Raw genomic sequence first — 26503 nt, 5'->3', positions numbered from 1 at the left:
GACGCGGAGAAGCGCATGAACAGCAGCCTGCCTCCTTCGCCCTCGTCCTCCACCCAGCCGCCCAGCCCCACGCCGGGCCTGCTGCAGCAACTGCGCGAGCGCCAGGACAGCCTGCCCGATGCGCAGCGCAGCGTGGTGCGTGCCGTGCTCGAAGACCCGCGCGCTGCCGTGGCGGCCACGGTGGAGCAGTTGGCGCAGCAGGCGGGCGTGTCCATGCCGACCATCGTGCGCACCTGCCGCAGCTTCGGCTACGACTCGGTGCGCGAGTTCATGCTGGCGCTGGCGCAGGACCTCGCGGTCTCGGGCTCCTACCTGCACCGCAGCGTGCTGGCCGAGGACACGGCGCAGGACGTCTCCAGCAAGATCATCCATGCGGCCGTCTCCTCGCTGACCGAGCTGGGCCGGCGCATCGACGTGGACGTGATCGACCAGGTGGCCGCCAAACTCGCCAAGGCGCGGCGCATCGACTGCTACTCGGTGGGTGCGGCGTCGACCTTCACGGCCAGCGAGCTGCAGAGCCGGCTGTTCCGACTGGGCCTCACGGCCAACGCGATCTTCGACGCGCACCAGCAACTGGTCTCGGCCAGCACGCTGGGGCCAGAGGGCGTAGCCTTCGTCATCTCGCACGTGGGGCGCATGCCCTACACGGTGGAGGCGGCCAAGTTCGCGCGCTCGCAAGGGGCCACCGTGGTGGCCCTCACCCAGCCGGGCACGCCACTGGCCGAAACCGCCGACCTGGTGCTGGCGGTGTCGGTGCCGCAGGACGCGGTGATGCGCGTGGGCACTGAGGCCTACCTGGCCCACCTGGTGGTGATCGAGATCCTGATGGTGCGCCTGGCGCAGCAGCTGGGGCCGGTAGCCACGCGGGGCCTGCAGCAATTCAAGGCCCTGCTGCACAAGCACGGATTCGACAGCGCCGAGTATGCCGGCGCCATGGACCATGGACCGGCCATGCACAACAAGCCGGGCAAGAAAGAACACTGATGGCAGCAACGCAAGCGACCCTGCTGAGGAACGGAACGATCATCGACGGCACGGACCGCCCCGGCTGGACGGGCGACCTGCTGATGGCCGGGGAGCGCATCGTGGCACTGGCGCCAACGGGCACGATCGACCCGGCGCTGCTGTCAGGCCTGGCCGTCAGCACCGTGGACTGCACGGACCGCGTGATCGCACCGGGCTTCATCGACGTGCACACGCACGACGATGCGGCGGCGCTGGATGCGCCCGACATGCTGCCCAAGCTGTCGCAGGGCGTGACCACGGTGATCGTGGGCAACTGCGGCATCTCGCTGTCGCCCATGGTGACGGCCGCACCGGCCGCACCGCTGTCGCTGCTGGGCCAGCACCAGTTCCGCCACGCGCGCATGGCCGACTATGCGCGCGCCGTGGATGCCGCGCGGCCCGGGGTGAACGTGGCCGCGCTGCTGGGCCACACGGCCCTGCGCATGCGCCACCTGCCCGAGCTGGGCCGTGCGGCCACGGCCAGCGAGCGCGCCGCCATGGCGGTCGACATGCAGGAGGCCATGGACGCGGGCGCGCTGGGCCTGTCATCGGGCGTGTTCTACAAGGAAGCCTACGCGGCCGACCTCACCGAGCTGACCGAACTGGCCAGCGTGGCTGCGCGCAATGGCGGCGTGTACGCCACCCACATCCGCGACGAACTCGCCGGCATCCTCCCGGCGCTGCAGGAGGCGGCGCTCACGGCGCGCCATGCCGGGCTGCCGCTGGTGCTGTCGCACCACAAGTGCGCCGGCGCCTCGAACTGGGGCCGCACGCGCGAGACGCTGCCGCTGATCGAGTCCCTCGCAAAGGGCCAGCCCATCAGCCTGGACGTGTACCCCTACACCGCGGGTTCGACGGTGCTGCGCACCGACCTGGTCGACGGTGTGATCGACATCCTGATCACCGGCAGCCAGCCACACCCGGAAATGGTGGGCCGCTACCTCAAGGACATCGCGCGGGAATGGGACACGACCGAGCAGGCGGCCTGCGACCGGCTGCAGCCCGGCGGTGCCTGCTACTTCCAGATGCGCGAGGACGATGTGGAGCGCGTGATTGCCCACCCCTTGTCCATGATCGGCTCGGACGGCCTGCCCCATGACGAGCGGCCGCACCCCCGCCTGTGGGGCGCCTTCCCGCGTGTGCTGGCCTGCTACTGGCGCGAGAAGGGCCTGCTGCGCCTGGAGGAAGCCATCCACAAGATGACCGGCCTGTCGGCCCAGCGTTTTCGCATCGGCGAGCGCGGGCGGCTGGAAGCCGGCTGCATGGCCGATATCGTGGTGTTCGACCCGGCGCGCGTGCGCGATACCGCGAGCTACGAACAACCCGTGCAGTTCAGCGAGGGGATCGAACAGGTTTGGGTCAACGGCGTGCTGAGCTACACCGCGGCTGGTCGTGCCACGGGCGCGCGGGCCGGGCGGTTCATCCGGCGTCAGGCACTACCGGCCTGAAGGGGCGATTTGCCTGCGGGGCCTGGATCATCATCCATGCCCCCAGGAATTCCATCTTCTCCTGCCGAGCCTGCCGTCAACCGCGTGCAGCTGTGGCACCAAGACCCAGGAGTTTCGCCGTCTGGGCGGACTTGCCTGCTGGCACGGTGATCCGTCAGCTCACGGCTGAGCGGGTCAGCAGCAGCCGGATGCCTGCGTACACGAAGACTCCAGCCAGCAGCGCATTGAATGCGCGATGGATGCGGGCGTATGCCGCACGTGCCAACGGTGTCGAAAATGCCAGGGCATAGCCCATGAAGATACAAGCTCCGATGCCGGCGCAACACGCCACGACCGCCAGGGCATGGCTGCGTCCGGCGCCGGCGGGCACGCCGAGAGCGACGATGGAAAGCCACACAAAGACGGCCTTGGGGTTGGTCATGTGCATCGCCAGGCCGCGCCGAAAAGCCTGGCGGTGGTCGCCGCCCGTGGTGTCGGAGGCCTCGTGCAGGGCATTCGGCGTGAATGCGGCATGCGCCGCCTTCCAGGCCAGCCAGAGCATGTAGATGCCGCCCAGCACCTTTAGGACGAGCAAGGACCATGAATAGCTGCGCATGAGTGCCGACATGCCCAGTGCAGCGGCCACACCCCAAAACACCGAGCCGAGGACCACCCCGGCAGCCAGGGCCATGGCACGCCTCCGTCCATGCGACATGGCGGCCGCCATGATCGCCAGATTGCTGGGGCCAGGGCTTGCAACACCAACGGTATAGGCCATGAGCGCCACCAGCAGGGCCGGGGACAGAAAACCTGCGTCCATGGAAGAGGCCTCCTGGAATGCACACCCCACCAAAGAGGAAAGCCGCTCACTGCAATGGCAGGGCACAAACAAAAACGCCCACGGTCAAGTGGGCGTTTGCTGTGAGCGGAGACCGCTACATATTGGTTGCGCGAGAAGGATTTGAACCTCCGACCTTTGGGTTATGAGCCCAACGAGCTACCAGACTGCTCCATCGCGCGGTAAGAAATAAATTATACCCTATTATTCAGCTGCTGCCGAATTATTCTCGGTTTCTGCAGCACGATCCACCAATTCAACCAGGGCCATGGGTGCATTGTCGCCCACACGGAAACCCATCTTGAGGATGCGGGTGTAGCCACCAGGACGCACCTTGAAGCGGGGGCCCAGGTCGTTGAACAGCTTGGTCACGCTGTCACGGTCGCGCAGGCGGTTGAAGGCCAGGCGGCGGTTGGCAACGGAGTCTTCCTTGGCCAGGGTGATCATGGGTTCGATCACGCGGCGCAGTTCCTTGGCCTTGGGGACGGTGGTCTTGATGACTTCATGCTCGATGAGCGAGTTCATCATGTTCTGCAGCATCGCAAGGCGGTGCGAGCTGGTGCGGTTGAGTTTGCGGAGGCCGTGACCGTGACGCATGGTGCTTTTTCCTTATTTAAAATTAAATCAGGCAGCCGTGTAAGGTACTGCCCGAGGCACTGTTCCCATCCAAGGGAACCAAAAACCGGGTTCCCGCGATTCGGGGAACCCAGAATTATAACTTAACGCTTGTCCAGACCGGCTGGTGGCCAGTTCTCAAGCTTCATGCCCAACGTGAGACCACGCGATGCGAGCACTTCCTTGATTTCGTTGAGCGACTTGCGACCCAGGTTAGGCGTCTTGAGCAGCTCGTTCTCGGTGCGCTGGATCAGGTCACCGATGTAGTAGATGTTCTCGGCCTTCAGGCAGTTGGCGGAACGCACGGTCAGTTCCAGCTCGTCCACAGGACGCAGCAGGATCGGATCGAACGTGGCATTGCCGCGCGGGCCTGCCGGTGCGTCGAACGCAGCCAGCTCGCCACCTTCCAGCTGCGCGAACACCGCCAGCTGTTCCACCAGGATCTTGGCCGACGCGCGCACTGCGTCTTCGGCAGTGATGGCACCATTGGTCTCGATCTCGACAACCAGCTTGTCCAGGTCGGTACGCTGCTCCACGCGGGCGCTTTCCACCGTGTAGCTCACGCGCTTCACAGGGGAGAACGATGCATCCAGCACGATCCGGCCAATCGACTTGGTCGACTCGTCGGCATAGCGGCGCAGGCTGCCGGGCACGTAGCCACGGCCCTTCTCGACCTTGATCTGCATGTCCAGCTTGCCGCCGGCCGACAGATTCGCGATCACGTGGTCAGGGTTGACGATTTCCACGTCGTGAGGGGTCTGGATATCGCGTGCGGTAACCACACCTTCGCCATCCTTGCGCAGGCTCAGCGTGACTTCATCACGGTTGTGGAGCTTGAACACCACGCCCTTGAGGTTCAACAGGATGTTGACCACATCTTCCTGAACGCCGTCAATGGACGAGTACTCATGCAGAACGCCTGCAATGGTGACTTCCGTCGCTGCGTAACCCACCATGGACGAGAGCAGGACACGCCGAATGGCGTTACCCAGCGTGTGGCCGTACCCACGCTCGAACGGCTCCAGCGCGACCTTGGCACGGTTGTGGCCAAGCTGCTCGACATTGATCGCCTTGGGTTTCAGCAAATTGGTTTGCATTCAGACTTCCTCTCAATACCCCCAGCTCGTTACACCGGTAAGGCTGGTGAAGCGCCTAAACCGCGATGCCTCGCGGTTCAGGGACGGTTTTCTTGAAATATGTACCGAGCGATTAGCGCGAGTACAACTCAACGATCAGGGATTCGTTGATGTCGGCGCCAAACTCATCACGGTCCGGCACCTTCTTGAAGATGCCTTCGGCCTTCTCGGCGTTCACTTCCACCCACGCAGGCATGCCGACCTGGGCAGCCAATTGCAGGGCTTCAACAATGCGGTTCTGCTTCTTGGACTTTTCACGCACGGCCACCACATCGCCCGTCTTCACGAGGTAGGACGCGATGTTCACGGACTTGCCGTTCACCGTGATCGCCTTGTGCGAGACCAGCTGGCGCGCTTCGGCGCGGGTCGAGCCGAAGCCCATGCGGTACACCACGTTGTCGAGACGGGATTCCAGCAGGAACAGCAGGTTGGCGCCGGTATTGCCCTTCTTGCCTTCGGCGGCTTCGAAGTAGCGGCGGAACTGCTTTTCCAGCACGCCGTACATGCGCTTGACCTTCTGCTTTTCACGCAGTTGCAGGCCGTAGTCGGACGTGCGGGCACCGGAGGTGCGGCCGTGCTGGCCTGGCTTGGAGTCGAACTTGGACTTGTCGGCAATCGAGCGACGTGCGCTCTTGAGGAACAGGTCCGTGCCTTCACGGCGGGAGAGTTTGGCCTTGGGGCCGAGGTAACGTGCCACTTGAGCTTCCTTTGTGTCATCTACCGCAAACCATTGCGGGAGCCGCCTGAGGCGCTTGCGCGTTCACAGGCGGCGGTGGGCTTAGAGAGAGATTAGATACGACGGCGCTTTTGAGGGCGGCAGCCGTTGTGAGGCACGGGGGTCACATCGGAGATGGACGTGATGCGAATGCCCAGGGCGCCCAGAGCACGCACCGAGGATTCACGCCCTGGGCCAGGACCCTTGATTTCAACGTCAAGGTTCTTGATGCCTTGGTCGATGGCAGCGCGGCCAGCCACTTCCGAAGCCACTTGGGCCGCGAAGGGAGTGGACTTGCGCGAGCCCTTGAAACCTTGGCCACCGGACGATGCCCACGACAGGGCATTGCCCTGGCGATCGGTGATCGTGATGATGGTGTTGTTGAACGAGGCGTGCACGTGTGCAATGCCGTCCGAAACATTCTTCCGGACCTTCTTGCGAACGCGCTGAGCTGCGTTATTGGCAGGAGACTTAGCCATGATGATCTTTCAATCTCTTTATTTCTTCAGTGCAGCTGCACCCTTGCGCGGACCCTTGCGAGTGCGTGCATTGGTACGGGTGCGCTGACCACGCATTGGCAGACCGCGGCGATGGCGGAAGCCACGATAGCAGCCGATGTCCATCAAGCGCTTGATGTTCATCGTGGTTTCGCGGCGCAGGTCACCTTCAATGGTGAACTGCTCGATTTGCTCGCGAATTTTTTCCAGATCACCATCCGTCAGATCCTTGATCTTCTTGGAGTAAGCGATACCAGTTGCTTCGCAGATCTTGCGAGCGCGGGTGCGACCAATGCCAAAAATGGCGGTCAAACCGATTTCCGCGTGCTTGTGCGGCGGAATGTTAATGCCAGCGATACGTGCCATATGCGTCCTCTAATACTTTCCAATCAACCTTGGCGCTGCTTGTGACGCAGATCCGTGCAGATCACGCGCACCACACCCTTGCGGCGGATGATCTTGCAGTTGCGGCAGATTTTTTTGACCGAAGCCGAAACTCTCATTGCATTCTCCTAAAACTTTTCCATCCGTCCCGGCTGTTTCGCACGGAACACAATTTGTGCCCGCGAAAAATCGTGGGGCGCCAACTCAACCGATATCCAGTTCTGCAGGCAGTCGCCGCTACGCGACCAACTGCCTTCCTTCATCATCATCAACCGCCTGCGTTGCCCTTGAAATTGGCTTTCTTGAGCAGCGATTCGTACTGTTGCGACATCATGTAGTTCTGAACCTGGGCCATGAAGTCCATGGTCACCACCACAATGATCAGCAGCGATGTCCCACCAAAGTAGAACGGAACGTTGTACTTCAAGATCAGGAACTCTGGCAGCAAGCACACGAAGGTGATGTACACAGCGCCTGCCAAGGTCAGGCGAACCAGGATCTTGTCGATATAACGGGCCGTCTGCTCACCGGGCCGGATGCCTGGGATGAACGCACCGCTCTTCTTCAGGTTATCTGCAGTCTCACGGCTGTTGAACACCAGTGCCGTATAGAAGAAGCAGAAGAACACAATCGCGGCAGCGTAGAACATCACATAGATGGGCTGACCAGGAGTCAACGCACCCGAGATGTCCTTCAACCAGCGCATCGACTCGCCTGCACTGAACCAGTTCACCACCGTGGCGGGCAACAGGATGATCGACGAGGCAAAGATCGGAGGAATCACGCCAGCCATGTTCAGCTTGAGGGGCAAGTGCGACGACTGGCCGCCGTAGACCTTGTTACCTACCTGCCGACGGGCGTAGTTCACCAGAATCTTGCGCTGACCACGCTCCACAAACACCACGAAGTAGGTCACCAGACCGACCACGAGGACGATGAAGATGGCGGCCAGGATGCTCATGGCACCCGTACGAACCAGTTCAAGGAGACCACCGATGGAGCTGGGCAATCCTGCTGCGATACCTGCAAAGATCAGGATCGAGATACCGTTGCCCAAACCACGTTCAGTGATCTGCTCACCCAGCCACATCAGGAACATCGTGCCGGCGGTCAGGCTGACGACGGCGGTCATGCGGAACCCGAAACCAGGGCTCAGCACCAGGCCTGCGGAGCTTTCCAGCGCGACGGCAATACCCAGCGACTGGAACAGGGCCAGGCCCAACGTTCCGTAGCGGGTGTACTGCGTGATCTTCCTGCGACCGGCTTCGCCTTCCTTCTTCAACTGCTCGAACGTGGGAATCACGTAAGTCATCAGCTGCATGATGATCGATGCCGAAATGTACGGCATGATCCCCAGAGCGAAGACCGTGAAACGCGACAGCGCACCACCCGAGAACATGTTGAACAGGTTCAGGATGCCGCCTTGCTGGCCACTGAACAGCTGCTGGAGTTGGGCTGGATCGATACCAGGCACAGGGATATGAGCCCCTATGCGATACACGACCAGCGCAAGCAACAGAAAAACCAGACGGCGACGCAGGTCGCCGAACTTGCCGGTCTTTGCAATTTGAGCTGCGCTAGTAGCCACAGATGCCTTCCTTCAGAGCCACACTCAGGCGACGCTGCCGCCAGCAGCTTCGATCGCTGCCTTGGCACCTGCCGTAGCGCCCACGCCATTGAGCTTGACAGCCTTGGTGAGGGAACCGCTCTTGATGACCTTGACCACCTTGGCCAGCTCGCCCACGAGGCCAGCTTGCTTGAGTGCCAGCACGTCCACTTCGGCCAGGCCGAGCTGATCGAGCGCCGTCAGCGTCACTTCTGCATTGAACTTGAGCAGGTGCGACTTGAAGCCGCGCTTGGGCAAGCGACGTTGCAGAGGCATTTGACCGCCTTCGAAGCCCACCTTGTGGTAGCCACCGGCGCGCGACTTCTGACCCTTGTGACCACGGCCAGCGGTCTTGCCCAGGCCGGAGCCGATACCACGGCCTACACGGCGCTTGGCATGCTTGGCACCGTCTGCGGGCTTGATGCTATTGAGTTCCATGATCTATCTCTCAGAGGACTTTGACCAGATAGCTGATCTTGTTAATCATGCCGCGCACTTCGGGCGAGTCCTGCAATTCGCTCACGCTGTTGAGCTTGCGCAGGCCCAGGCCACGGACGGTGGCGCGGTGCGATTCCTTGGTGCCGATAGGGCTGCGCACCAATTGAATCTTGACGGTTTGTTGCGTTGTCATTTTCAGGCTCCGATTCAGGCGAAGATGTCTTCGACCGTCTTGCCGCGCTTGGCTGCCACATTCGACGGAGTGGTCGAATTGACGAGCGCATCAAAAGTGGCACGGACCATGTTGTAGGGGTTGGAGGAACCATGGCTCTTGGCCACGATGTCCGTCACGCCCAGCACTTCGAAAACGGCGCGCATGGGGCCGCCGGCAATGATGCCGGTACCCTTGGGAGCGGGAGCCATCATCACGACAGCAGCGCCATGGTGGCCCGTCACGTTGTGGTAGATGGTGCCGTTCTTGAGCGATACCTTGACCATGTTGCGGCGGGCTTCTTCCATCGCCTTTTGCACGGCAGCAGGCACTTCCTTGGACTTGCCCTTGCCCATGCCAACACGGCCGTCACCGTCGCCAACCACCGTCAGTGCGGCGAAGCCGAGGATACGGCCGCCCTTCACGACTTTGGTCACGCGGTTGACCGCGATCATTTTCTCGCGCAGACCGTCGTCCTGACCTTCGCTCTGCACTTTGGGTTGAAATTTAGCCATTTTTTATTCGCTCCGCTTAGAACTGCAGGCCGGCTTCACGGGCTGCGTCGGCCAGGGCCTTGACGCGACCGTGGTAGGCAAAGCCTGCGCGATCAAATGCAACCTTCTCGACACCCGCAGCCTTCGCTTTTTCAGCGATGCGCTTGCCGATGATCTGGGCTGCAGCGGCATTGCCACCCTTGCCCGAACCGCCGAGCGACTTGCGCACGTCGGCTTCTGCCGTCGATGCACTTGCCAGCACCTTGCTGCCGTCGCCGGAGATCACACTGGCGTAGATATGGAGGTTCGTACGGTTCACGGTGAGACGCGCCACGCCTTGCTGTGCAATGCGGATGCGGGTCTGGCGCGAACGACGAAGACGCTGCTCTTTCTTGGTCAACATGTTGCAGCTCCTTATTTCTTCTTGGTCTCTTTGATCGTGATCTTTTCGTCCGCATAGCGGATACCCTTGCCCTTGTAGGGCTCGGGTGGACGAACAGCACGGATCTCAGCAGCGATTTGCCCCACACGCTGGCGGTCAGCACCCTTGATCACCACTTCCGTGGGCGTGGGGGTTGCGACCGTGATGCCAGCGGGCATTTCGATATTGACCGGGTGCGAATAGCCCACAGCCAGGTTCAGCTTGGAACCGGAAGCCGCAGCCTTGTAACCCACACCCACCAGGCTCAGCTTCTTTTCAAAGCCCTTGCTGACACCGACCACCATGTTGTTGACCAACTGGCGAATCGTGCCGCTCATGGCATTGGCTTCGCGGGAGTCGTTGACAGGCGCAAAGCTCAGCTTGCCTTCATTGCTCGACACCTTCACCAGCACATTCTGTGCGAGCGAGAGGGCGCCACCAGAACCCTTGACAGAGATCTGGTCATCTTTCACGGACACATCCACGCCAGCGGGGATGGTCACGGGCATTTTTCCTACTCGGGACATTTCAGTTTCTCCTCAATGCCGCGGGTTAGGCCACATAGCAGAGCACTTCGCCACCGACACCGGTAGCGCGCGCCTTGCGATCGGTCATCACGCCCTTGGGCGTCGTGACAATTGCCACACCCAGACCGTTCATGACTTGTGGAATGGAATCACGGCCTTTGTAGACACGCAGTCCGGGGCGGCTGACGCGCTCGATGCGCTCAATCACGGGACGGCCTGCGTAGTACTTCAGGGCAATTTCGAGTTCCGACTTGCCAGCTTCGGTTTTCACCTGGAAGCCGTCGATATAACCTTCGTCCTTCAGCACCTGGGCGATGGCAATCTTCACTTTGGAAGAAGGCACCAGAACCGTGGCCTTGGCGACCATCTGTGCATTACGGATGCGGGTCAGCAAGTCAGCGATGGGATCACTCATGCTCATGTTTAATCTCTCCTGCCTGCTTACCAGCTGGCCTTGGTGACACCAGGGATGTCGCCTGCAAAAGCCAGTTCACGGATCTTGGCGCGAGCCAGACCGAATTGACGGAAGGTGCCGCGTGGACGACCGGTGATTTCGCAACGGTTGCGCTGACGCGTCGGGTTGGCATTGCGGGGGAGCTTTTGCAGGCCCAGGCGGGCTGCATCGCGCTCTTCGTCGCTGCGCTTGGCATCGCCAGCGATTGCCTTCAGTTCCGCATACTTGGTTGCGTACTTGGCTGCCAGTTTTTCGCGCTTCAGTTCGCGCTGGATCAAAGCTACTTTAGCCATGCTTCGCCTCAGTTCTTGAACGGGAAACGGAAACCAGCGAGGAGAGCCTTGGCTTCTTCGTCCGACTTGGCCGTCGTGGTGATGCTGATATTGAGACCGCGCAAGGCATCCACCTTGTCGTACTCGATTTCAGGGAAAATGATCTGTTCCTTGACGCCGATGTTGTAGTTGCCACGGCCGTCGAAAGCGCGGCCGGAGATACCACGGAAGTCACGAACGCGGGGCAGAGCCACGGTCACGAAACGGTCCAGGAACTCATACATCTGCACGCCGCGCAGCGTGACCATGCAACCGATGGCCTGGCCTTCGCGGATCTTGAAACCGGCGATAGCCTTCTTGGCCTTGGTCACCACGGGCTTCTGACCAGCAATCTTGGTCAGGTCGGCCACGGCGTTGTCCATCACCTTCTTGTCCGAGACTGCCTCGCTCACGCCCATGTTCAGGGTGATCTTGGTCAGACGGGGAACCTGCATCGGCGAGGTGTAACCGAACTGCTTGGTCAGTTCGGGAGCGATCTTGTCGCGGTAAATTTCTTGGAGTCGTGCCATGTTTACCCCTTAGGCCGCCTTGATTTCAGCGCCGCTGGACTTGAACACGCGAACGCGCGTGCCGTCAGCCTGCACCTTGATGCCCACGCGATCAGCCTTGCCGGTCGCGGCATTGAAGATGGCCACATTGGACTGGTGAATCGGCATGGCCTTTTCAACGATGCCGCCCGTCGTACCCTTCATGGGGTTTGGCTTGGCGTGCTTCTTGACGAGGTTGATGCCGTCGATGACGAGGTGGGAGTCATCCTTGCGCAGCGACACCGTGCCACGCTTGCCCTTGTCACGGCCGGTCAGCACGATGACTTCGTCGCCCTTGCGAATCTTGTTCATGGCGCGTCCTTAGAGAACTTCAGGAGCCAAGGACACGATCTTCATGAACTTCTCGGTACGCAGTTCACGCGTCACGGGTCCAAAGATGCGGGTGCCGATAGGCTCCAACTTTGCGTTCAGCAACACTGCAGCGTTGCCATCGAATTTGACGAGCGAACCGTCGCCACGGCGAATGCCCTTCGCCGTGCGAACGACCACCGCACTGTAAACCTCGCCTTTTTTGACGCGGCCACGTGGAGCGGCTTCTTTGATGCTCACCTTGATGATGTCGCCAACGCTTGCATAGCGACGCTTGGAACCACCCAGCACCTTGATGCAAAGGACGGACTTAGCGCCGGTATTGTCGGCAACCTCTAACCGAGATTCTGTCTGGATCATTTCAATATTCCCAACTTGCACCAGAAGACAACAGCCCCAGAGAACTTCTCAAGGGCTGCGGATCAGCCAGTCAGTCTTGGGCCCGTCGTCCGCACCGCAAACCATTTGCAGCACTTCCCGCTGGGCAGAAACTTCACGCAGGAAACGCGAAGCCCTCGATTATTGCAAAGGACTTCCAGGAAGTCAAGCGCCGCATCAGCCAGGGGCGTGCAGATACTGTTGCGCCAGCACCAGAAAGTCGCCGAGACGAGGGTCCGAACCCAGTTCCTCCTGCAGGAGGTCAGCGACGGCGGGCGCCAGTTCAATGGCCTTGCGGGAATCGAGGAACAGCAGCCTGCAGCGGCGCGCCAGCACATCTTCCACCGTGCGGGCGTATTCATGCCGCGCCGCGAACCGCACCATCGCCTCCGTCAGGCCGCCGCCCAGATCCGTCTGTGCACCCGGCATTTCCTGAACGGCCGCCGCTTCGCTGCCATAGGAGTGCAGCCCCTGGGCATCGCTGATACGGTGCCGCACAGGCCCCGGGGGCGTTCCCACCAGGGGCAAATGATTGGTCACGCCCGCGGGTTTTTCGGGCAGCAGGCCCGTGGTGAAGCATTTTTGCAACACATCTTCAGCCATGGCGCGGTAGGTGGTCCATTTGCCACCGGTCACGGTGATCAGGCCGCTGCGGCTGGCCAGGACGGTGTGCTCGCGGCTGATTTTCTTGGTGTTGTCGCCATCGTCGTCCTGCGGCTTCACCAAGGGACGCAGGCCCACCCAGATGCTGCGGATGTCCCCGATCTTGGGGGCGCGGGTGAGGTAGCGCGCCGATTCTTCCAGGATGAACTGGACTTCCTCGTGGAAAGGCTCCGGCTCCCGCACGATGTCCTGGCGCGGGCTGTCCGTCGTCCCCAGAATGAGCTTGCCCAGCCAGGGCACTGCAAACAGGACCCGGCCATCGGCCGTCTTGGGCACCATGAGGGCATGGTCGGAGGGAAGGAACTCGCGATCCACCACGATGTGCACGCCCTGGCTTGGCGCCACGATCGGCTTGACGGGGCGGCCAATGGCCTCGCCGTCCATCTGGCGCAGGGCATCCACCCACACGCCGGTGGCATTCACCACGGTGCGGGCGCGAACAGTGAACTGCTGGCCGCTGTCGGCGTCCTCGCAGACAAGGCCCGCCACCTTTCCCGCCTCATGGACCAGGGCCCGCGCAGGACAGTAGTTGACCACCAGGGCGCCCAGACCCGCCGCCGTCCGCGCCAGCGCCAGGGCCAGCCGGGCATCGTCGAACTGCCCGTCCCAGTACTTGACCCCTCCCTTGAGCCCCTCGGTCCGGGCCGTGGGCAGGCATTCCAGGGTGCGCGCACGGCCCAGGAACTGGGTGGCACCCAGTCCGGCTTTTCCGGCCAAGGCGTCGTACATCATGAGCCCGATGCCATAAAAGGGCGTCTCCCAGAAACGGTACGAGGGCATCACGAAAGGCAGGGGCTGGGCCAGATGCGGCGCGTTGTTCAGCAAGGTTGTGCGCTCATGCAACGCCTCGCGCACCAGCGCGATGTTGCCCTGGGCCAGGTAGCGGACACCACCATGCACCAGCTTGGTGGCGCGGGACGAGGTCCCCTTGGCGAAGTCGTGCGAGTCCACCAGGACCACGCTGAAACCGCGCGCGGCCGCATCCAGAGCGACTCCCAGCCCCGTCGCCCCGCCACCAATCACGGCAAGGTCGTAGTGGTGCGGCTGGGCCAGACGGGCCAGCAGGTCGGCGCGTCGCGTAGGAAGGGGGGCAGTGGCGATGGTCATGGGGTGATTGTCCATGGGCGGAACAAGAATTAAGGGTTTACCCTTGAATTCTTGGCACTTCCGGGATGAGAAACCGCCCAAGGGGAAGGAACTCCGGGAGGCGGCATGGAGTAAAAAAGGCAGCCAGAGACCTTGTGAGCCCTGGCTGCCGGTGGCATCAGTCGTCAAGAAGCGACCGCTTCAGGGTCTCAACGTGCCTTGCCGTCCTTCCAAGCCTGCAGCAGCGTGCCGTACGCAATCGTCTGGCCCTTCGGCTTCTCATTGGCCAGCTTGGCCCAAGGCGCCTGCTTGTCGCTCAGCCACTTGGCGTTGTCGCTCTTCGGATTGAGCTTGGGGGCGCAATGCGCCATGCCGGCACGTTCCAGACGGGCCATCACCTGGTCCATTTCGTCGGCCAGCGTGTCCATGGCGCCCTGGGGCGTCTTCTCACCTGTGACCGCCTGCGCCACATTCTTCCACCACAGCTGTGCCAGCTTGGGGTAGTCAGGCACGTTGGTGCCGGTGGGCGACCATGCCACGCGGGCGGGACTGCGATAGAACTCCACCAGGCCGCCCAGCTTGGGCGCCATGTCGGTCATGGCCTTGGACTGGATGTCGCTCTCGCGGATCGGGGTCAGGCCCACGATGGTCTTCTTGAGCGACGTGGTCTTGGCCGTCACGAACTGGGCGTAGAGCCAGGCAGCGGCGGTCTTGTTGGCGTCGTGGTCCTTGAAGAAGGTCCAGCTGCCCACGTCCTGGTAGCCGTTCTGCATGCCCTGCTTCCAGTACGGGCCGTTCGGGCCGGGGGCCATGCGCCACTTGGGCGTGCCGTCGGCATTCACCACAGGCAGGCCGGGCTTGGTCATGTCGGCCGTGAAGGCGGTGTACCAGAAGATCTGCTGGGCGATCTGGCCCTGGGCGGGCACGGGGCCGGCCTCGCCGAAGGTCATGCCCGTGGCTTCCTTGGGCGCGTACTTCTTCATCCAGTCCACGTACTTGGTCAGCGCGTAGACCGCAGCAGGCGAGTTGGTAGCGCCGCCACGGGCCACCGAGGCGCCCACGGGCGTGCACTTGTCGTCGGCCACGCGGATGCCCCATTCGTCGATCGGCAGGCCGTTGGGCGCGCCAATGTCCGCCGTGCCCGCCATGGACAGCCATGCATCCGTGAAGCGCCAGCCCAGCGAAGGGTCCTTCTTGCCGTAGTCCATGTGGCCATAGATGGGCTTGCCGTCGATGTTCTTCACGTCGTTGGTGAAGAACTCGGCGATGTCCTCATAGGCGCTCCAGTTGAGCGGCACGCCCAGGTCGTAGCCGTACTTGGCCTTGAACTTGTCCTTGATGTCCTTGCGGTCGAACAGGTCGGCGCGGAACCAGTACAGGTTGGCGAACTGCTGGTCGGGCAGCTGGTACATCTTTCCGTCCGGGCCGGTCGTGAACTTGGTACCGATGTAGTCCTTGAGGTCGATGCCGGGGTTGGTGAATTCCTTGCCCGCGCCGCCCATGTAGTCGGTCAGGCTCATGATCTTGCCGTAGCGGTAGTGCGTACCGATCAGGTCCGAATCGGAGATCCAGCCGTCATAGATCGACTTGCCGGACTGCATGGAGGTCTGCAGCTTCTCGACCACGTCGCCTTCCTGGATCAGGTCGTGCTTGACCTTGATGCCCGTGATTTCCTCGAACGCCTTGGCCAGCGTCTTGGATTCGTATTCGTGGGTGGTGATGGTTTCAGACACCACCGAGATTTCCTTCACGCCCTTGGCCTGCAGCTTCTTGGCCGCATCGATGAACCACTTCATCTCGGCCATCTGCTGGTCCTTGCTCAGCGTGGAAGGCTGGAACTCGCTGTCAATCCACTTCTTGGCTTCCGCCTCGCCCGCCATGGCGGCCTGGCCCGTCATGACCGCAACTGCCAATGCCAGCGCTGTGTACCGCGTCTTCATAGTGCCTGTCTCCTCATAGTCATCTCCCCTTTTGGATGCAAGGGTCGCCCGGCTCCGGGGAAGGGTTGAGCCGCGCGACGGGAACCAACGGAATGAAAGCTGCCTGCGAACGCGCTACCCCTTGCGCAGGATCAGCGCCAGCAGCGCCATCGACAGCACGAAGCTGATCCAGATCGAAGGATCGCCCTGAAGGCTGAACCACTGGGCCAGCTTGCCGCTGATGCCCACAAAAATCAGATTCACGTAGGCCGCTGACAACAGCCCAATAAACAGCCGATCACCGCGCGTCGTCTCCAGCGGCAAAAAACCCTTGCGCATCGTCGTGGGCGACTTGATCTCCCACACCGTCATGCCAATCAGCATCAGCACGATGCAAATGAAGAACACCGCCACGGGCAGCGTCCAAGCCATCCACTCAAACATGGCGATATCTCCTCAAACCCGGCCCATCGCGAAACCCTTCGCGATGTAGTGCCGAACAAACCAGATCACGATGGCACCCGGCACGATGGTCAGCACGCCGGCGGCGGCCAGCGTGGCCCAGTCCATGCCGCTCGCGCTCACCGTGCGCGTCATGGTGGCCACGATGGGCTTGGCATTCACGCTGGTCAGCGTGCGCGCCAGCAGCAGCTCCACCCAGCTGAACATGAAACAGAAGAACGCCGCCACGCCCACGCCGGCCTTGATCAGCGGCAGGAAGATCGTCATGAAAAAGCGCGGAAAGCTGTAGCCATCGATATAGGCCGTCTCGTCGATCTCGCGCGGAATGCCGCTCATGAAGCCTTCCAGGATCCACACCGCCAGCGGCACGTTGAACAAGAGGTGCGCCAGCGCCACGGCAATGTGCGTGTCCATCAGCCCCACGGTGGTGTAGAGCTGGAAGAACGGCAGCAAAAACACGGCCGGCGGCGTCATGCGGTTGGTCAGCAGCCAGAAGAACACATGCTTGTCGCCCAGGAACTGGTAGCGCGAGAACGCATAGGCCGCCGGCAGCGCCACGGTCAGCGATATCGCCGTGTTGATGGCCACGTAGATCAGGCTGTTGATGTAACCCGAGTACCAGGACTCGTCGGTGAAGATGGTCTTGTAGTTGTCCCACGTGAAGTTCTGGGGAAAGAACGAGAACGTCGAGAGGATCTCCGCGTTGGTCTTGAAGCTCATGTTGACCATCCAGTAGATGGGCAGCACGGCGAAGACCAGGTAGGCGATCAGGAACACCGACCGCTTGTGGAAGCGTTTTTCATTCATGGCCGGCCCCTTCGTTGCTGGCGGTGCCCACGCGCTGCATCCAGTTGTAGAGGATGAAGCACAGCAGCAGGATGATGAAGAAATAAATCAGCGAGAACGCTGCGGCGGGACCCAGGTCGAACTGGCCCACGGCCTTGGTCGTCAGGTACTGGCTCAGGAAGGTGGTGGCATTGCCCGGCCCGCCACCCGTGAGCACGAAGGGCTCGGTGTAGATCATGAAGCTGTCCATGAAGCGCAGCAGCACCGCGATCATGAGCACGCCGCGCATCTTGGGCAGCTGGATGTAGCGGAACACCGCGAACTTGCTGGCACCGTCGATGCGGGCGGCCTGGTAATACGCATCCGGGATGGAGCGCAGGCCGGCGAAGGCGAGCAGCGCCACCAGCGGCGTCCAGTGCCACACGTCCATGAGCAGCACCGTGAGCCATGCATGCGCGGCGTTGCCGGTGTAGCTGTACTCGATGCCCGCCTCCTGCAGCAGGCGCCCCATGAGGCCGATATCCGCGCGGCCATAGATCTGCCAGATGGTGCCCACCACGTTCCAGGGAATCAGCAGCGACAGCGCCACCACCACCAGCACGGCGGACGACTTCCACCCCTGCGCGGGCATGGACAGCGCGAGCAGGATGCCCAGCGGGATCTCCACCGCCAGCACCGCCAGCGAGAACGTGATCTGGCGCCACAGCGCGGCGTGCAGCTCCTCGTCGCGCATCACGGCGGCGAACCACTCGGTGCCCACGAACACCCGGCGCTCGGGCGAAATGATGTCCTGCACCGAGTAGTTCACCACCGTCATCAACGGAAGGATGGCCGAGAAAGCCACGCAGATGATGACCGGAAGGATCAGGAACCAGGCCTTCTGGTTCACGGGCTTGGTGGTGGTGCTCATGCCAGCAGCTCCTCGTTTTGATAGAAGCACGTGTGCTCGCCGAGCACCTGCAGCCAGACGGCATCCCCCGCGGAAGGCAGCCGTGCTTCCGGGCTGAAGCGCGCCTTGAGCGTGTGCTCGCCCACCTTGGCGGTCAGCATCAGGTAGGTACCGATGTCCTGCACCTGCACCACCGTGCAGGGCAACGCGCCGGCTTGGCCGGGCTCGGCCAGGGCCAGGTACTCGGGCCGCACGCCCACCTGCAACACACCTTCGGGCAGGGCGCGGTCCACCGGCGCGGCCAGGCGGTGGCCCGCCACCGACAACGCGGCTCCATCGCGCTGGGCGGGCAGGAAGTTCATGCCGGGCGAGCCGATGAAGTGGCCCACAAAGACGTGTGCGGGCCGCTCGAACAGCGCGTCGGCCGAGCCCACCTGCACGGCACGGCCGCGCGTCATCACCACCACCTGATCGGCAAAGGTCAGTGCCTCGACCTGGTCGTGCGTCACATAGATCAGCGTGAGCTTGAGTTCGTGGTGGATCTGCTTGAGCTTGCGCCGCAGCTGCCACTTGAGGTGCGGGTCGATCACCGTGAGCGGCTCGTCGAACAGCACGGCCGCCACATCGGCGCGCACCAGGCCACGGCCCAGCGATATCTTCTGCTTGGCATCGGCCGCGAGGCCGGCCGCGCGCTGGTTGAGCTGCCCACTCATCTCCAGCATCTCGGCGATCACGCCCACGCGCTGCCTGATCTGGTCTTCGGGCACCTTGCGGTTGCGCAGCGGGAAGGCCAGGTTCTCGGCCACCGTCATGGTGTCGTAGATCACGGGGAACTGGAACACCTGCGCAATGTTGCGCTCCTGCGGGCTGGCGCGCGTCACGTCGCGGCCATCGAACAGCACCTTGCCGTGCGAGGGCACGAGCAGGCCCGACATGATGTTGAGCATGGTGGTCTTGCCACAGCCCGAGGGGCCCAGCAGCGCATAGGCACCGCCGTCCTCGAACTCCATCTTGAGCGGCAGCAGCGCGTAATCGCTGTCCTGCTGCGGGTTGGGCTTGTAGGAATGCGCCAGATCCAGACTAATGCGAGCCATTTCAGCGCCCTCCCTGGCGCGCGGGCGCCCATGCCAGCCGGCCGTCAGCGCCAAACACATAGGCCTGCGCCGGGTCCAGATGCAGCGTGAGGGGCGTGCCCAGTTCGAAGTAATGCACCCCCGTCAGCTGGGCGACCAGGTCACCCCAGGGCGTCGTGGCGTGCACGAAAGTGTCGGACCCGGAAATCTCGGCCAGCTCCACCACGCCCCCCACGCTGATGTCATCAGGGCGGGCATGTACGCGCAGCGCGCTGGCGCGCACGCCCACGGTGAGCCCCGCGGCCGTGGCCACACCCTGCGGCAGCGGCACGGCCAGCTCCACGCCGCCCTCCAGGCGCACGCCACGCGGGGTTGCCGATGCGGCGATCAGGTTCATGGGCGGGTCGCTGAAGGCACGCGCCACGCGCAGCGAGTTGGGCGCATGGAACACCTCCGCCGTCGGGCCGTACTGCAGCAGCTGCCCCTCGTCCAGCACGGCGGTGTAGCCGCCCAGCAGCAGGGCCTCGCCCGGCTCGGTGGTCGCATAGACCACCGTGGACTGGCCGGCGGCAAACAGCTGCGTCAGTTCTTCACGCAGCTCTTCGCGCAGCTTGTAGTCCAGGTTCACCAGGGGTTCGTCCAGCAGCATCAGGGGCGCACCCTTGGCCAGGGCGCGGGCCAGCGCCACGCGCTGCTGTTGCCCGCCCGACAGCTCGGCAGGATAGCGGTCCAGGAACATGTCGATGTGCAGGCGGCTGGCGATCTCGCGCACCCGGGCGTCGATGTTCTTTTCGCCGCGCAGCTTGAGCGGCGATGCAATGTTGGCCGCCACCTTCATCGAGGGGTAGTTGATGAACTGCTGGTACACCATGGCCACGTTGCGGTCGCGCACGGGCATGCCGGTCACATCCACGCCATCGACCGTCACGCGGCCCGCGGTCGGTGTGTCCAGCCCGGCCATGATGCGCATGAGGCTGGTCTTGCCTGCCTGCGTGGCGCCCAGCAGCACCGTCACGGCGCCGCTGTGCAGCGCCAGGCTCATGTCATGGAGCCAGGTCTGCGGACCAACCTTCTTGCTGATGCTGTCCAGTGCCAGCTGCATCACGCAACCTTTCTAATGGGCCCCTGAGGGCCGGGTGGATCTGGCTCCCTGCCGCGCACGCAGCAAAACGCCTCGTTTTCGATTGCGTTCATTTTTGTTCTTTTTTGATCGTATTGAATCAAGGTTTACCCTTAACAGGTTCCTTTTTGTTCGATTTAAAGTATCTCCAATCCTCAGACCACTGATTCGCGTGAATACGAACCCCCGACAACTGCTGCTTCTCGAAGAAGTCCGCGCGCGCAAGTCCGCCACGGTCGAACAACTGGCCGACACGCTGGGCGTGACGCTGCAGACCGTGCGCCGCGATGTGCAGCGCCTGGCCGAGTCCGGCCTGCTCACGCGCTTCCATGGCGGCGTGCGCGTGCCCAGCTCCACGGTGGAGAACCTGGCCCACACCCAGCGCGAGACGCTGCATGCCGAAGGCAAGGCACGCATCGCGCGCGCCGTGGCCGAGCAAGTGCCCAACGACTGCTCGCTGATCCTGAACATCGGCACGACCACGGAAGCCATCGCCAAGGCGCTGCTGCACCACCGCGGCCTGCGCGTGATCACCAACAACCTGAACGTGGCTGCCATCCTGAGCGGCAACCCCGAGTGCGAGGTCATCGTGGCCGGCGGCGTGGTGCGCGCGCGCGACCGAGGCATCGTGGGCGAGGCGGCGGTGGACTTCATCCGCCAGTTCAAGGTGGACATCGCGCTCATCGGCATCTCGGGCGTCGAGCCCGACGGCTCGCTGCGCGACTTCGACTACCGCGAGGTGAAGGTGGCGCAAACCATCATCGAGCAGTCGCGCGAGGTCTGGCTGGCGGCCGACCACAGCAAGTTCAACCGCCCGGCCATGGTGCAGCTGGCCACGCTGCAGCAAATCGACCGCCTGTTCACCGATGCGCCACCGCCCGAGCCCTTTCCCGTATTACTCCAGGACGCCGAGGTCATCTGCACGGTCGCTGCATGACAGAAGGCCCCCCGAGTCACCTGCGGCGCCTTCCCCCGGTGGGGGACGACGCCCTCGCTGCGGGGCGGCCCTTGCTCGGCGTCCGCTGGTCTGGGCCGCGCGCTGATCGACCGCCGTGGACACTACGTGGATTCATACATTTCGGAGCCCCTCGTCACCATGACTTACCTGCTCGCCCTCGACCAAGGCACCTCCAGCTCCCGCAGCATCGTTTTTGACGAAGGCGGCCACATCGTGGCGCAGGCGCAGCTGGAGCTGCCGCAGATCTACCCACAGCCCGGCTGGGTCGAGCATGACCCGCTGGAGATCTGGCGCACCCAGCTGGCCACGGCACGCGATGCGCTTGCCAAGGCGGGCATAGCGGCGAGCGCCGTGCGCGCGGTGGGCATCACCAACCAGCGCGAGACCACGGTGCTGTGGAACCGCAGGACCGGCCAGCCCGTGCACCACGCCATCGTTTGGCAGGACCGGCGTGCCGAACCCGCCTGCGCACAGCTGCGCGAACAAGGCCACGCAGCCACCATCCAGGCCAAGACCGGGCTGCTGGTGGACGCCTACTTCTCGGGCACCAAGCTGCAGTGGCTGCTGGACCATGTCCCCGGTGCGCGCGAAGCCGCCGAGCGCGGCGACCTGGCCTTTGGCACGGTGGACAGCTGGCTGATGTGGAAACTCACCCATGGCCAGGTGCATGTGACGGACGTGAGCAACGCCTCGCGCACCATGCTCTTCAATGTGCACACCAACCAGTGGGACGACGAGCTGCTGGCGCTGCTGCGCATTCCCAGGGCGCTGATGCCCGCAGTGCTGCCGTCGAGCGCCCACTTTGGCGACATCGCCCCCGACCTGCTGGGCCACTCCATCCGCATCGGCGGCGTGGCGGGCGACCAGCAAAGCGCGCTGTTCGGCCAGGCCTGCTTCACGGCCGGCATGGCCAAGAACACCTACGGCACCGGCTGCTTCATGCTGATGCACACGGGCGGCGTGTTCCAGACCAGCCAGAACGGCCTGCTCACCACCAGCGCGGCGCAGGCAGGCACGGCGCCCGAATACGCCATGGAGGGCAGTGTCTTCGTGGGCGGCGCCGTGGTGCAGTGGCTGCGCGACGGCCTGCGCGCCATCTCCACCAGCAACGAGGTCGAGTCGCTGGCGCAGAGCGTGCCCGACTCGGGCGGCGTGATGATGGTGCCCGCCTTCACGGGCCTGGGCGCCCCGTACTGGAAGCCCGATTCGCGCGGCACCATCACGGGCCTCACGCGCGGCACCACGCTGGGCCACATCGCCCGCGCAGCGCTGGAAAGCATCGCCTACCAGAGCGCCGCCCTGCTCCTGGCCATGAGCCGCGATGCCGTGGTCGCCGGCGGCGCACCGGTCAGCGAGCTGCGCGTGGACGGCGGCGCCTGCATCAACGACCTGCTGATGCAGTTCCAGGCCGACCTGCTGGGCATCCCGGTGGTGCGCCCGGCCGTCATCGAAACCACGGCCCTCGGTGCAGCCTATCTGGCGGGGCTGTCGAGCGGCGTGTACCGCAGCACGGACGAACTCTCGCAGCTGTGGCGCGCCGACCGCCGCTTCGTTCCCACGCTGGGCAGCGCGCGCGCGCAGGAGCTGATGGCGAACTGGGAACACGCCGTGCGGCAGACCACGGCCGCATAGGCAGGCTCACCGCCTTCAGGCCGCGGGCGGCATGGCCCCGGGCGGCGGCGCCTGCTCCTGCGGCAGGTAGATGCGCGCCAGCCCCCGCGTGATCGCGTCCACGATCTGGTCGCGCCGCAATGCGATGTGCGCGGACAGCAGACGCTCGCTCAGGGCCGGGTCCCGCGCGCGCAGGGCTTGCAGGATGTCCTGGTGCTCATGCTGGGTGGAATCGCGCCCGACGTTTTCCATGTCAATCCAGCGGATGAACCGGATGCGTTCATTGAGGCTCAGCAGCATGCGCCGCAATTCGGAATTGCCCGCCATGTCCGCGATGCGCATGTGAAAGCCCTCGTCCAGCTCCACCAGCCGCTGCACCGCAGCCGCGGCGGGAACGCGCCGGCTCTCCTCCAGGTAGGAACAGGCCTCTTCCACCTGGGCGTCCGTTGCCCGCTTGATCGCCAGCCGCATGCATTCGCGCTCGATCGCCACGCGCGCTTCATACAGGTCCAGCGTTTCCTGCACGTCGAGCGGGCGGCGCATGTAGCCCCGCGTGGCCGGCTGCAGGAACCCTTCCGTCACCAGCCGCCCCAGGGCCTCGCGCACGGGCGTGCGGCTCACGCCCAGGCGCTCGGCCAGCTCGATTTCGCTCAGGCGCTCTCCGGGCTTGAACTGGTAGGCAATCGCCATGTGCCGCAGCGTGTTGTAGACGCTGGAACCTCTCTCGCGGCGAATCTTGGCAATGGGAGCTGTCATGGGGGTGTATTGTGCACGCGCTCTTTCAGAATTCATTTAGGTATACTTAAATGAATTCTCGCGAATCACCCAACCCGACGAAGGCCCTCCGACATGACGACCCCTTTCAATGGCGCCGATGCGATGGTGCGCATGCTGCAGCACAACGGCGTGAAGCACATCTTCGGCCTGTGCGGCGACACCAGCCTGCCGTTCTATGACGCCCTGGCGCGCCTGGACCACGGCATCGACCACATCCTTACCCGCGACGAGCGCAGCGCCGGCTACATGGCCGACGCCTACGCCCGCGTGACCGGCAAGGTGGGTGTGTGCGAGGGCCCCAGCGGCGGGGGCGCCACCTACCTGCTGCCCGGGCTGGTGGAGGCCAACGAGTCCTCCGTGGCGGTGCTGGGCATCACCTCGGATGTGTCGGTGGGCGCGCGCGGCAAGTTCCCGCTGACCGAACTCGACCAGCAGGCGCTCTACCGCCCCCTGACCAAATGGAACACCACCATCGACCGGGTGGACCAGATTCCGCATGCCGTGCGCAGCGCTTTCCGTGCCATGACCACGGGCCGCCCCGGCGCGGCCCACATCTGCCTGCCCTACGACGTGCAAAAACATGCCATCGACCCCGCGGAGGTGTGGGCACAGCCAGGGCATGGCCAGTTTCCCGCCCACCGCTCGGCACCCGACCCCGCGGCGGTGGACGAGGCCGCCGACCGCCTCGTGGCGGCCACGTCGCCCGTGCTCATCTGCGGCGGCGGCGTGGTGATCGCTGGCGCCAGCGCGGCGCTCGACGCCCTGGCCACGCTGCTCAACGCGCCGGTCTGCACCAGCGTGAGCGGCCAGGGCAGCCTGGCCGACACGCACCCGCTGAACGCGGGCGTGGTCGGCACCAATGGCGGGATCGATGCCACCCGCGCCGTGGTGGCGCAGGCCGACCTCGTCCTGTTCATCGGCGCGCGCGCGGGCTCCACCACCACCGAGCACTGGCAGATGCCGTCCCGCAAGGTCACCATCCTGCACCTTGACGTGGATGCGATGACCATCGGCACCAACTACCGCACCGACGTGGCGCTGGTCGGGGATGCCCTGCTCGGCCTGCAGGCGCTGCACGCCGCGGTGCAGGCGCGCATCGGGCGCCGCCCCGCCCACGCGGCCGATGGCGGGGCGCTGGCCGGCGAGGCACGCGCCCGCAAGCAGGCCTTCTTCGCACCGCTGGCGGCATCGCTGGACCGCCCCATCAAGCCCGAGCGCGTGGTGGACGTGCTCAACCGGCTGCTGCCGCCCCGCGCCATCGTGGTGGCCGACCCCGGCACGCCCTGCCCCTACTTCACCGCCTACTTCAACGCACCGCAATCAGGGCGCCACTTCATCACCAACCGGGCGCACGGCGCGCTGGGCTTCGCCATGTCGGCCGGCGTGGGCGCGGCGTTCGGGCAGCCGGACTCGGTGGTGGTTTCCGTCATGGGCGACGGCAGCTTCGGCTTCACCTGCGGGGAGCTGGAGACCATCGTGCGCCGCAACGTGCCCCTGAAGATGATCGTGTTCTCCAATGCGGTCTATGGCTGGATCAAGGCCAGCCAGAAAACCGGCTACGACGGGCGCTACTTCTCCGTGGACTTCAACCGCACCCACCATGCGCGCGTGGCCGAGGCCTTCGGCGTGAAGGCCTGGCAGGTGGAGGACCCCGCCGACCTCGAGGGCGCCATCAGGGCGGCCCTCCTGCACGACGGCCCGGCGCTGGTCGATGTGGTCTCGCAGGAACTGCAGGACACGGCCGTGCCCGTGAGCCAGTGGATGGGCTGAGGCCCGCCCCCCGGCATGTCCGCGGGCGCCAGCCTTGGCGCCCGCCGCTGATTCACTTGAAGAGGAGTTTCCATGACCCGCACCGCGTCCCGCCGCCAGATCCTGTCGGCCGCCCTTGCATCCGCCCTGGGGCTGGGCGGCCCCGCGCTGGCCAGCAACGATGCCAACCTCAAGCTGGTGATCACCTTTCCACCGGGGGGCAGCACCGACATCGCGGCGCGCATCCTGCAGCCCCGCCTGGCCGAGAAGGCGGGCCGCCCGGTGGTCGTGGAGAACCGGCCCGGCGCGGCCAGCCAGATCGCCACGCAGTACGTGGCCAAGTCGGCCCCGGACGGCAACACCGTGCTGGTGAGCTTCGACACCCACGCCATCAACCCCATCGCCAAGCCCCGGCTGCCCTACGACACCTTCAAGGATTTCGCGGGCGTCTCGCTGGCGCTGCGGTTTCCGCTGGTGATCGGCGCCGCCGCCTCCGTGCCGGCCAAGGACCTGCGCGGCTTTCTCGACCTGGCCGCCAAGGCGCCCGGCAAATACAGTTACGCATCCACCGGCCTCGGCTCGATGAACCACCTGGTGATGGAGGACATCAAGCGCCGCTCCGGCACCTTCGTGCTGCATGTGCCCTTTGGCGGCGGCGGCCCCGCCGTCCAGGCGGTGCTGGGCGACGTGGCCAGCCTGACCTTGCTCAGCTATGCGGCGCTGCGCGGCCAGATCGCCGCGGGCAAGATCAAGCCGCTGGCCGTGACGGGCGCCCGGCGCCTGCCCGAACTGCCCGACGTGCCCACCGTGGCCGAATCGGGATTCCCCGGCTTCGAGGCCTATTCCTGGATCGGGCTGTTCGTGCCCGCCGCGACACCGGCCGCCACGGTGCACCAGCTGACCGAGGACTTCCAGGCCACCCTGCAGACGCCCGACATCAAGGCCAGGCTCACGCAGGCGGGCTTTGAAGTCGTCGCCAGCGACGGGCCGGGCCTGGAGCGCCACGTGCGCGAGGAATATGAGCGCTGGGGCAAATTCGTGCGCGAAACCCGGTTGAAGCTGGACGAATGACCAT

General features: G+C 64.1%; 32 protein-coding genes and 1 tRNA gene. 6 read left to right on the top strand and 27 right to left on the bottom strand.

Annotated elements, in window-relative coordinates; genetic code table 11:
• Positions 1–15: 15 nt before the first annotated feature.
• Positions 16–984 carry a MurR/RpiR family transcriptional regulator gene (locus tag KW843_RS19620; protein ID WP_218296835.1) on the top strand — a complete coding sequence of 323 codons (969 nt, stop codon included), beginning with the start codon at positions 16–18 and terminating at the stop codon, positions 982–984.
• Positions 984–2453 (top strand): amidohydrolase family protein, encoded by a 1470-nt coding sequence (locus KW843_RS19615; protein WP_218296834.1) that lies wholly within the window; start codon positions 984–986, stop codon positions 2451–2453. Before KW843_RS19620 ends, KW843_RS19615 begins: the two co-directional genes overlap by 1 nt.
• Positions 2454–2607: 154 nt before the next feature.
• On the opposite strand, the gene KW843_RS19610 is transcribed toward KW843_RS19615, so the two are convergent.
• From KW843_RS19610 to KW843_RS19485, 26 genes are all read right to left on the bottom strand, one after another.
• Entirely contained in the window at positions 2608–3252 is a 645-nt protein-coding gene (locus KW843_RS19610; RefSeq protein ID WP_218296833.1) for a LysE family translocator, read from the bottom strand.
• 123 nt (positions 3253–3375) lie between these two features.
• Positions 3376–3452: transfer RNA gene (locus KW843_RS19605), tRNA-Met, on the bottom strand.
• A 22-nt stretch (positions 3453–3474) separates the two neighbouring features.
• Positions 3475–3867, bottom strand: coding sequence for a 50S ribosomal protein L17 (gene rplQ / locus KW843_RS19600; RefSeq protein WP_008906513.1), 393 nt, complete (start codon positions 3865–3867; stop codon positions 3475–3477).
• A gap of 122 nt (positions 3868–3989) precedes the next feature.
• On the bottom strand, positions 3990–4982 hold the full coding sequence (gene rpoA, locus KW843_RS19595) for a DNA-directed RNA polymerase subunit alpha (protein WP_008906514.1): 993 nt from the start codon (positions 4980–4982) through the stop codon (positions 3990–3992).
• 112 nt (positions 4983–5094) lie between these two features.
• Positions 5095–5718 (bottom strand): 30S ribosomal protein S4, encoded by a 624-nt coding sequence (gene rpsD, locus KW843_RS19590; protein WP_218296832.1) that lies wholly within the window; start codon positions 5716–5718, stop codon positions 5095–5097.
• Positions 5719–5810: 92 nt separating this feature from the next.
• On the bottom strand, positions 5811–6215 hold the full coding sequence (gene rpsK / locus KW843_RS19585; RefSeq protein WP_005793662.1) for a 30S ribosomal protein S11: 405 nt from the start codon (positions 6213–6215) through the stop codon (positions 5811–5813).
• 18 nt (positions 6216–6233) lie between these two features.
• Complete coding sequence (gene rpsM, locus KW843_RS19580) at positions 6234–6599, bottom strand: 30S ribosomal protein S13 (protein ID WP_008906516.1); 366 nt, start codon at positions 6597–6599, stop codon at positions 6234–6236.
• Between the two features lie 23 nt (positions 6600–6622).
• Positions 6623–6736 carry a 50S ribosomal protein L36 gene (gene rpmJ, locus KW843_RS19575; RefSeq protein WP_005793651.1) on the bottom strand — a complete coding sequence of 38 codons (114 nt, stop codon included), beginning with the start codon at positions 6734–6736 and terminating at the stop codon, positions 6623–6625.
• Positions 6737–6885: 149 nt separating this feature from the next.
• On the bottom strand, positions 6886–8205 hold the full coding sequence (secY, locus tag KW843_RS19570) for a preprotein translocase subunit SecY (RefSeq protein ID WP_218296831.1): 1320 nt from the start codon (positions 8203–8205) through the stop codon (positions 6886–6888).
• A gap of 24 nt (positions 8206–8229) precedes the next feature.
• Entirely contained in the window at positions 8230–8661 is a 432-nt protein-coding gene (gene rplO / locus KW843_RS19565; protein WP_055395677.1) for a 50S ribosomal protein L15, read from the bottom strand.
• A 10-nt stretch (positions 8662–8671) separates the two neighbouring features.
• Positions 8672–8854, bottom strand: a complete 183-nt coding sequence (gene rpmD / locus KW843_RS19560) for a 50S ribosomal protein L30 (protein ID WP_007861725.1) — start codon at positions 8852–8854, stop codon at positions 8672–8674.
• Between the two features lie 14 nt (positions 8855–8868).
• A complete protein-coding gene (rpsE, locus tag KW843_RS19555) occupies positions 8869–9387 on the bottom strand; it encodes a 30S ribosomal protein S5 (RefSeq protein WP_218296830.1) in 519 nt (172 codons plus the stop codon).
• Positions 9388–9403: 16 nt separating this feature from the next.
• Positions 9404–9769 (bottom strand): 50S ribosomal protein L18, encoded by a 366-nt coding sequence (rplR, locus tag KW843_RS19550; RefSeq protein WP_005793639.1) that lies wholly within the window; start codon positions 9767–9769, stop codon positions 9404–9406.
• A gap of 11 nt (positions 9770–9780) precedes the next feature.
• The gene (gene rplF, locus KW843_RS19545) at positions 9781–10314 is read right to left on the bottom strand and encodes a 50S ribosomal protein L6 (RefSeq protein ID WP_218296829.1); all 534 of its coding nucleotides are present in this window, start codon (positions 10312–10314) and stop codon (positions 9781–9783) included.
• A 25-nt stretch (positions 10315–10339) separates the two neighbouring features.
• Positions 10340–10735, bottom strand: coding sequence for a 30S ribosomal protein S8 (gene rpsH, locus KW843_RS19540; RefSeq protein ID WP_008906523.1), 396 nt, complete (start codon positions 10733–10735; stop codon positions 10340–10342).
• Between the two features lie 20 nt (positions 10736–10755).
• On the bottom strand, positions 10756–11061 hold the full coding sequence (gene rpsN, locus KW843_RS19535; protein WP_007861712.1) for a 30S ribosomal protein S14: 306 nt from the start codon (positions 11059–11061) through the stop codon (positions 10756–10758).
• An 8-nt stretch (positions 11062–11069) separates the two neighbouring features.
• Positions 11070–11609, bottom strand: coding sequence for a 50S ribosomal protein L5 (gene rplE / locus KW843_RS19530; protein ID WP_005793632.1), 540 nt, complete (start codon positions 11607–11609; stop codon positions 11070–11072).
• 9 nt (positions 11610–11618) lie between these two features.
• Positions 11619–11939, bottom strand: a complete 321-nt coding sequence (rplX, locus tag KW843_RS19525) for a 50S ribosomal protein L24 (RefSeq protein ID WP_184860255.1) — start codon at positions 11937–11939, stop codon at positions 11619–11621.
• 9 nt (positions 11940–11948) lie between these two features.
• Complete coding sequence (gene rplN, locus KW843_RS19520) at positions 11949–12317, bottom strand: 50S ribosomal protein L14 (protein ID WP_007861702.1); 369 nt, start codon at positions 12315–12317, stop codon at positions 11949–11951.
• 195 nt (positions 12318–12512) lie between these two features.
• Complete coding sequence (locus KW843_RS19515) at positions 12513–14105, bottom strand: glycerol-3-phosphate dehydrogenase/oxidase (protein WP_218296828.1); 1593 nt, start codon at positions 14103–14105, stop codon at positions 12513–12515.
• A gap of 188 nt (positions 14106–14293) precedes the next feature.
• Positions 14294–16024: an ABC transporter substrate-binding protein gene (locus KW843_RS19510; protein WP_218296827.1), complete on the bottom strand. Its 1731-nt coding sequence runs from the start codon at positions 16022–16024 to the stop codon at positions 14294–14296.
• Between the two features lie 114 nt (positions 16025–16138).
• Entirely contained in the window at positions 16139–16447 is a 309-nt protein-coding gene (locus KW843_RS19505; protein ID WP_218296826.1) for a DUF2160 domain-containing protein, read from the bottom strand.
• A gap of 12 nt (positions 16448–16459) precedes the next feature.
• Positions 16460–17272 (bottom strand): carbohydrate ABC transporter permease, encoded by an 813-nt coding sequence (locus KW843_RS19500; protein WP_218296825.1) that lies wholly within the window; start codon positions 17270–17272, stop codon positions 16460–16462.
• The gene (locus tag KW843_RS19495; protein ID WP_218296824.1) at positions 17265–18161 is read right to left on the bottom strand and encodes a carbohydrate ABC transporter permease; all 897 of its coding nucleotides are present in this window, start codon (positions 18159–18161) and stop codon (positions 17265–17267) included. The genes KW843_RS19500 and KW843_RS19495 overlap by 8 nt, the downstream gene beginning before the upstream one ends.
• Entirely contained in the window at positions 18158–19234 is a 1077-nt protein-coding gene (locus KW843_RS19490) for an ABC transporter ATP-binding protein (protein WP_218296823.1), read from the bottom strand. The genes KW843_RS19495 and KW843_RS19490 overlap by 4 nt, the downstream gene beginning before the upstream one ends.
• 1 nt (position 19235) lies before the next feature.
• Entirely contained in the window at positions 19236–20315 is a 1080-nt protein-coding gene (locus KW843_RS19485) for an ABC transporter ATP-binding protein (RefSeq protein WP_218296822.1), read from the bottom strand.
• 190 nt (positions 20316–20505) lie between these two features.
• On the opposite strand from KW843_RS19485, the gene KW843_RS19480 reads away from it, so the two are divergent.
• Together KW843_RS19480 and glpK are read left to right on the top strand one after the other, a co-directional pair.
• On the top strand, positions 20506–21270 hold the full coding sequence (locus KW843_RS19480) for a DeoR/GlpR family DNA-binding transcription regulator (RefSeq protein ID WP_218296821.1): 765 nt from the start codon (positions 20506–20508) through the stop codon (positions 21268–21270).
• A 159-nt stretch (positions 21271–21429) separates the two neighbouring features.
• Complete coding sequence (gene glpK / locus KW843_RS19475) at positions 21430–22923, top strand: glycerol kinase GlpK (RefSeq protein WP_218296820.1); 1494 nt, start codon at positions 21430–21432, stop codon at positions 22921–22923.
• A gap of 15 nt (positions 22924–22938) precedes the next feature.
• Here the strand turns inward: glpK and KW843_RS19470 are convergent, their stop codons facing one another.
• Positions 22939–23658, bottom strand: coding sequence for a GntR family transcriptional regulator (locus tag KW843_RS19470; protein ID WP_218296819.1), 720 nt, complete (start codon positions 23656–23658; stop codon positions 22939–22941).
• A 93-nt stretch (positions 23659–23751) separates the two neighbouring features.
• On the opposite strand from KW843_RS19470, the gene KW843_RS19465 reads away from it, so the two are divergent.
• Together KW843_RS19465 and KW843_RS19460 are read left to right on the top strand one after the other, a co-directional pair.
• Entirely contained in the window at positions 23752–25449 is a 1698-nt protein-coding gene (locus KW843_RS19465) for a thiamine pyrophosphate-binding protein (protein ID WP_218296818.1), read from the top strand.
• 72 nt (positions 25450–25521) lie between these two features.
• The gene (locus tag KW843_RS19460) at positions 25522–26499 is read left to right on the top strand and encodes a tripartite tricarboxylate transporter substrate binding protein (protein ID WP_218296817.1); all 978 of its coding nucleotides are present in this window, start codon (positions 25522–25524) and stop codon (positions 26497–26499) included.
• Positions 26500–26503: the final 4 nt, after the last annotated feature.

Source organism: Acidovorax sp. sif1233 (assembly GCF_019218755.1).
Lineage (GTDB): Bacteria > Pseudomonadota > Gammaproteobacteria > Burkholderiales > Burkholderiaceae_C > Acidovorax.
This window is presented reverse-complemented; position numbering and strand designations above follow the sequence as displayed.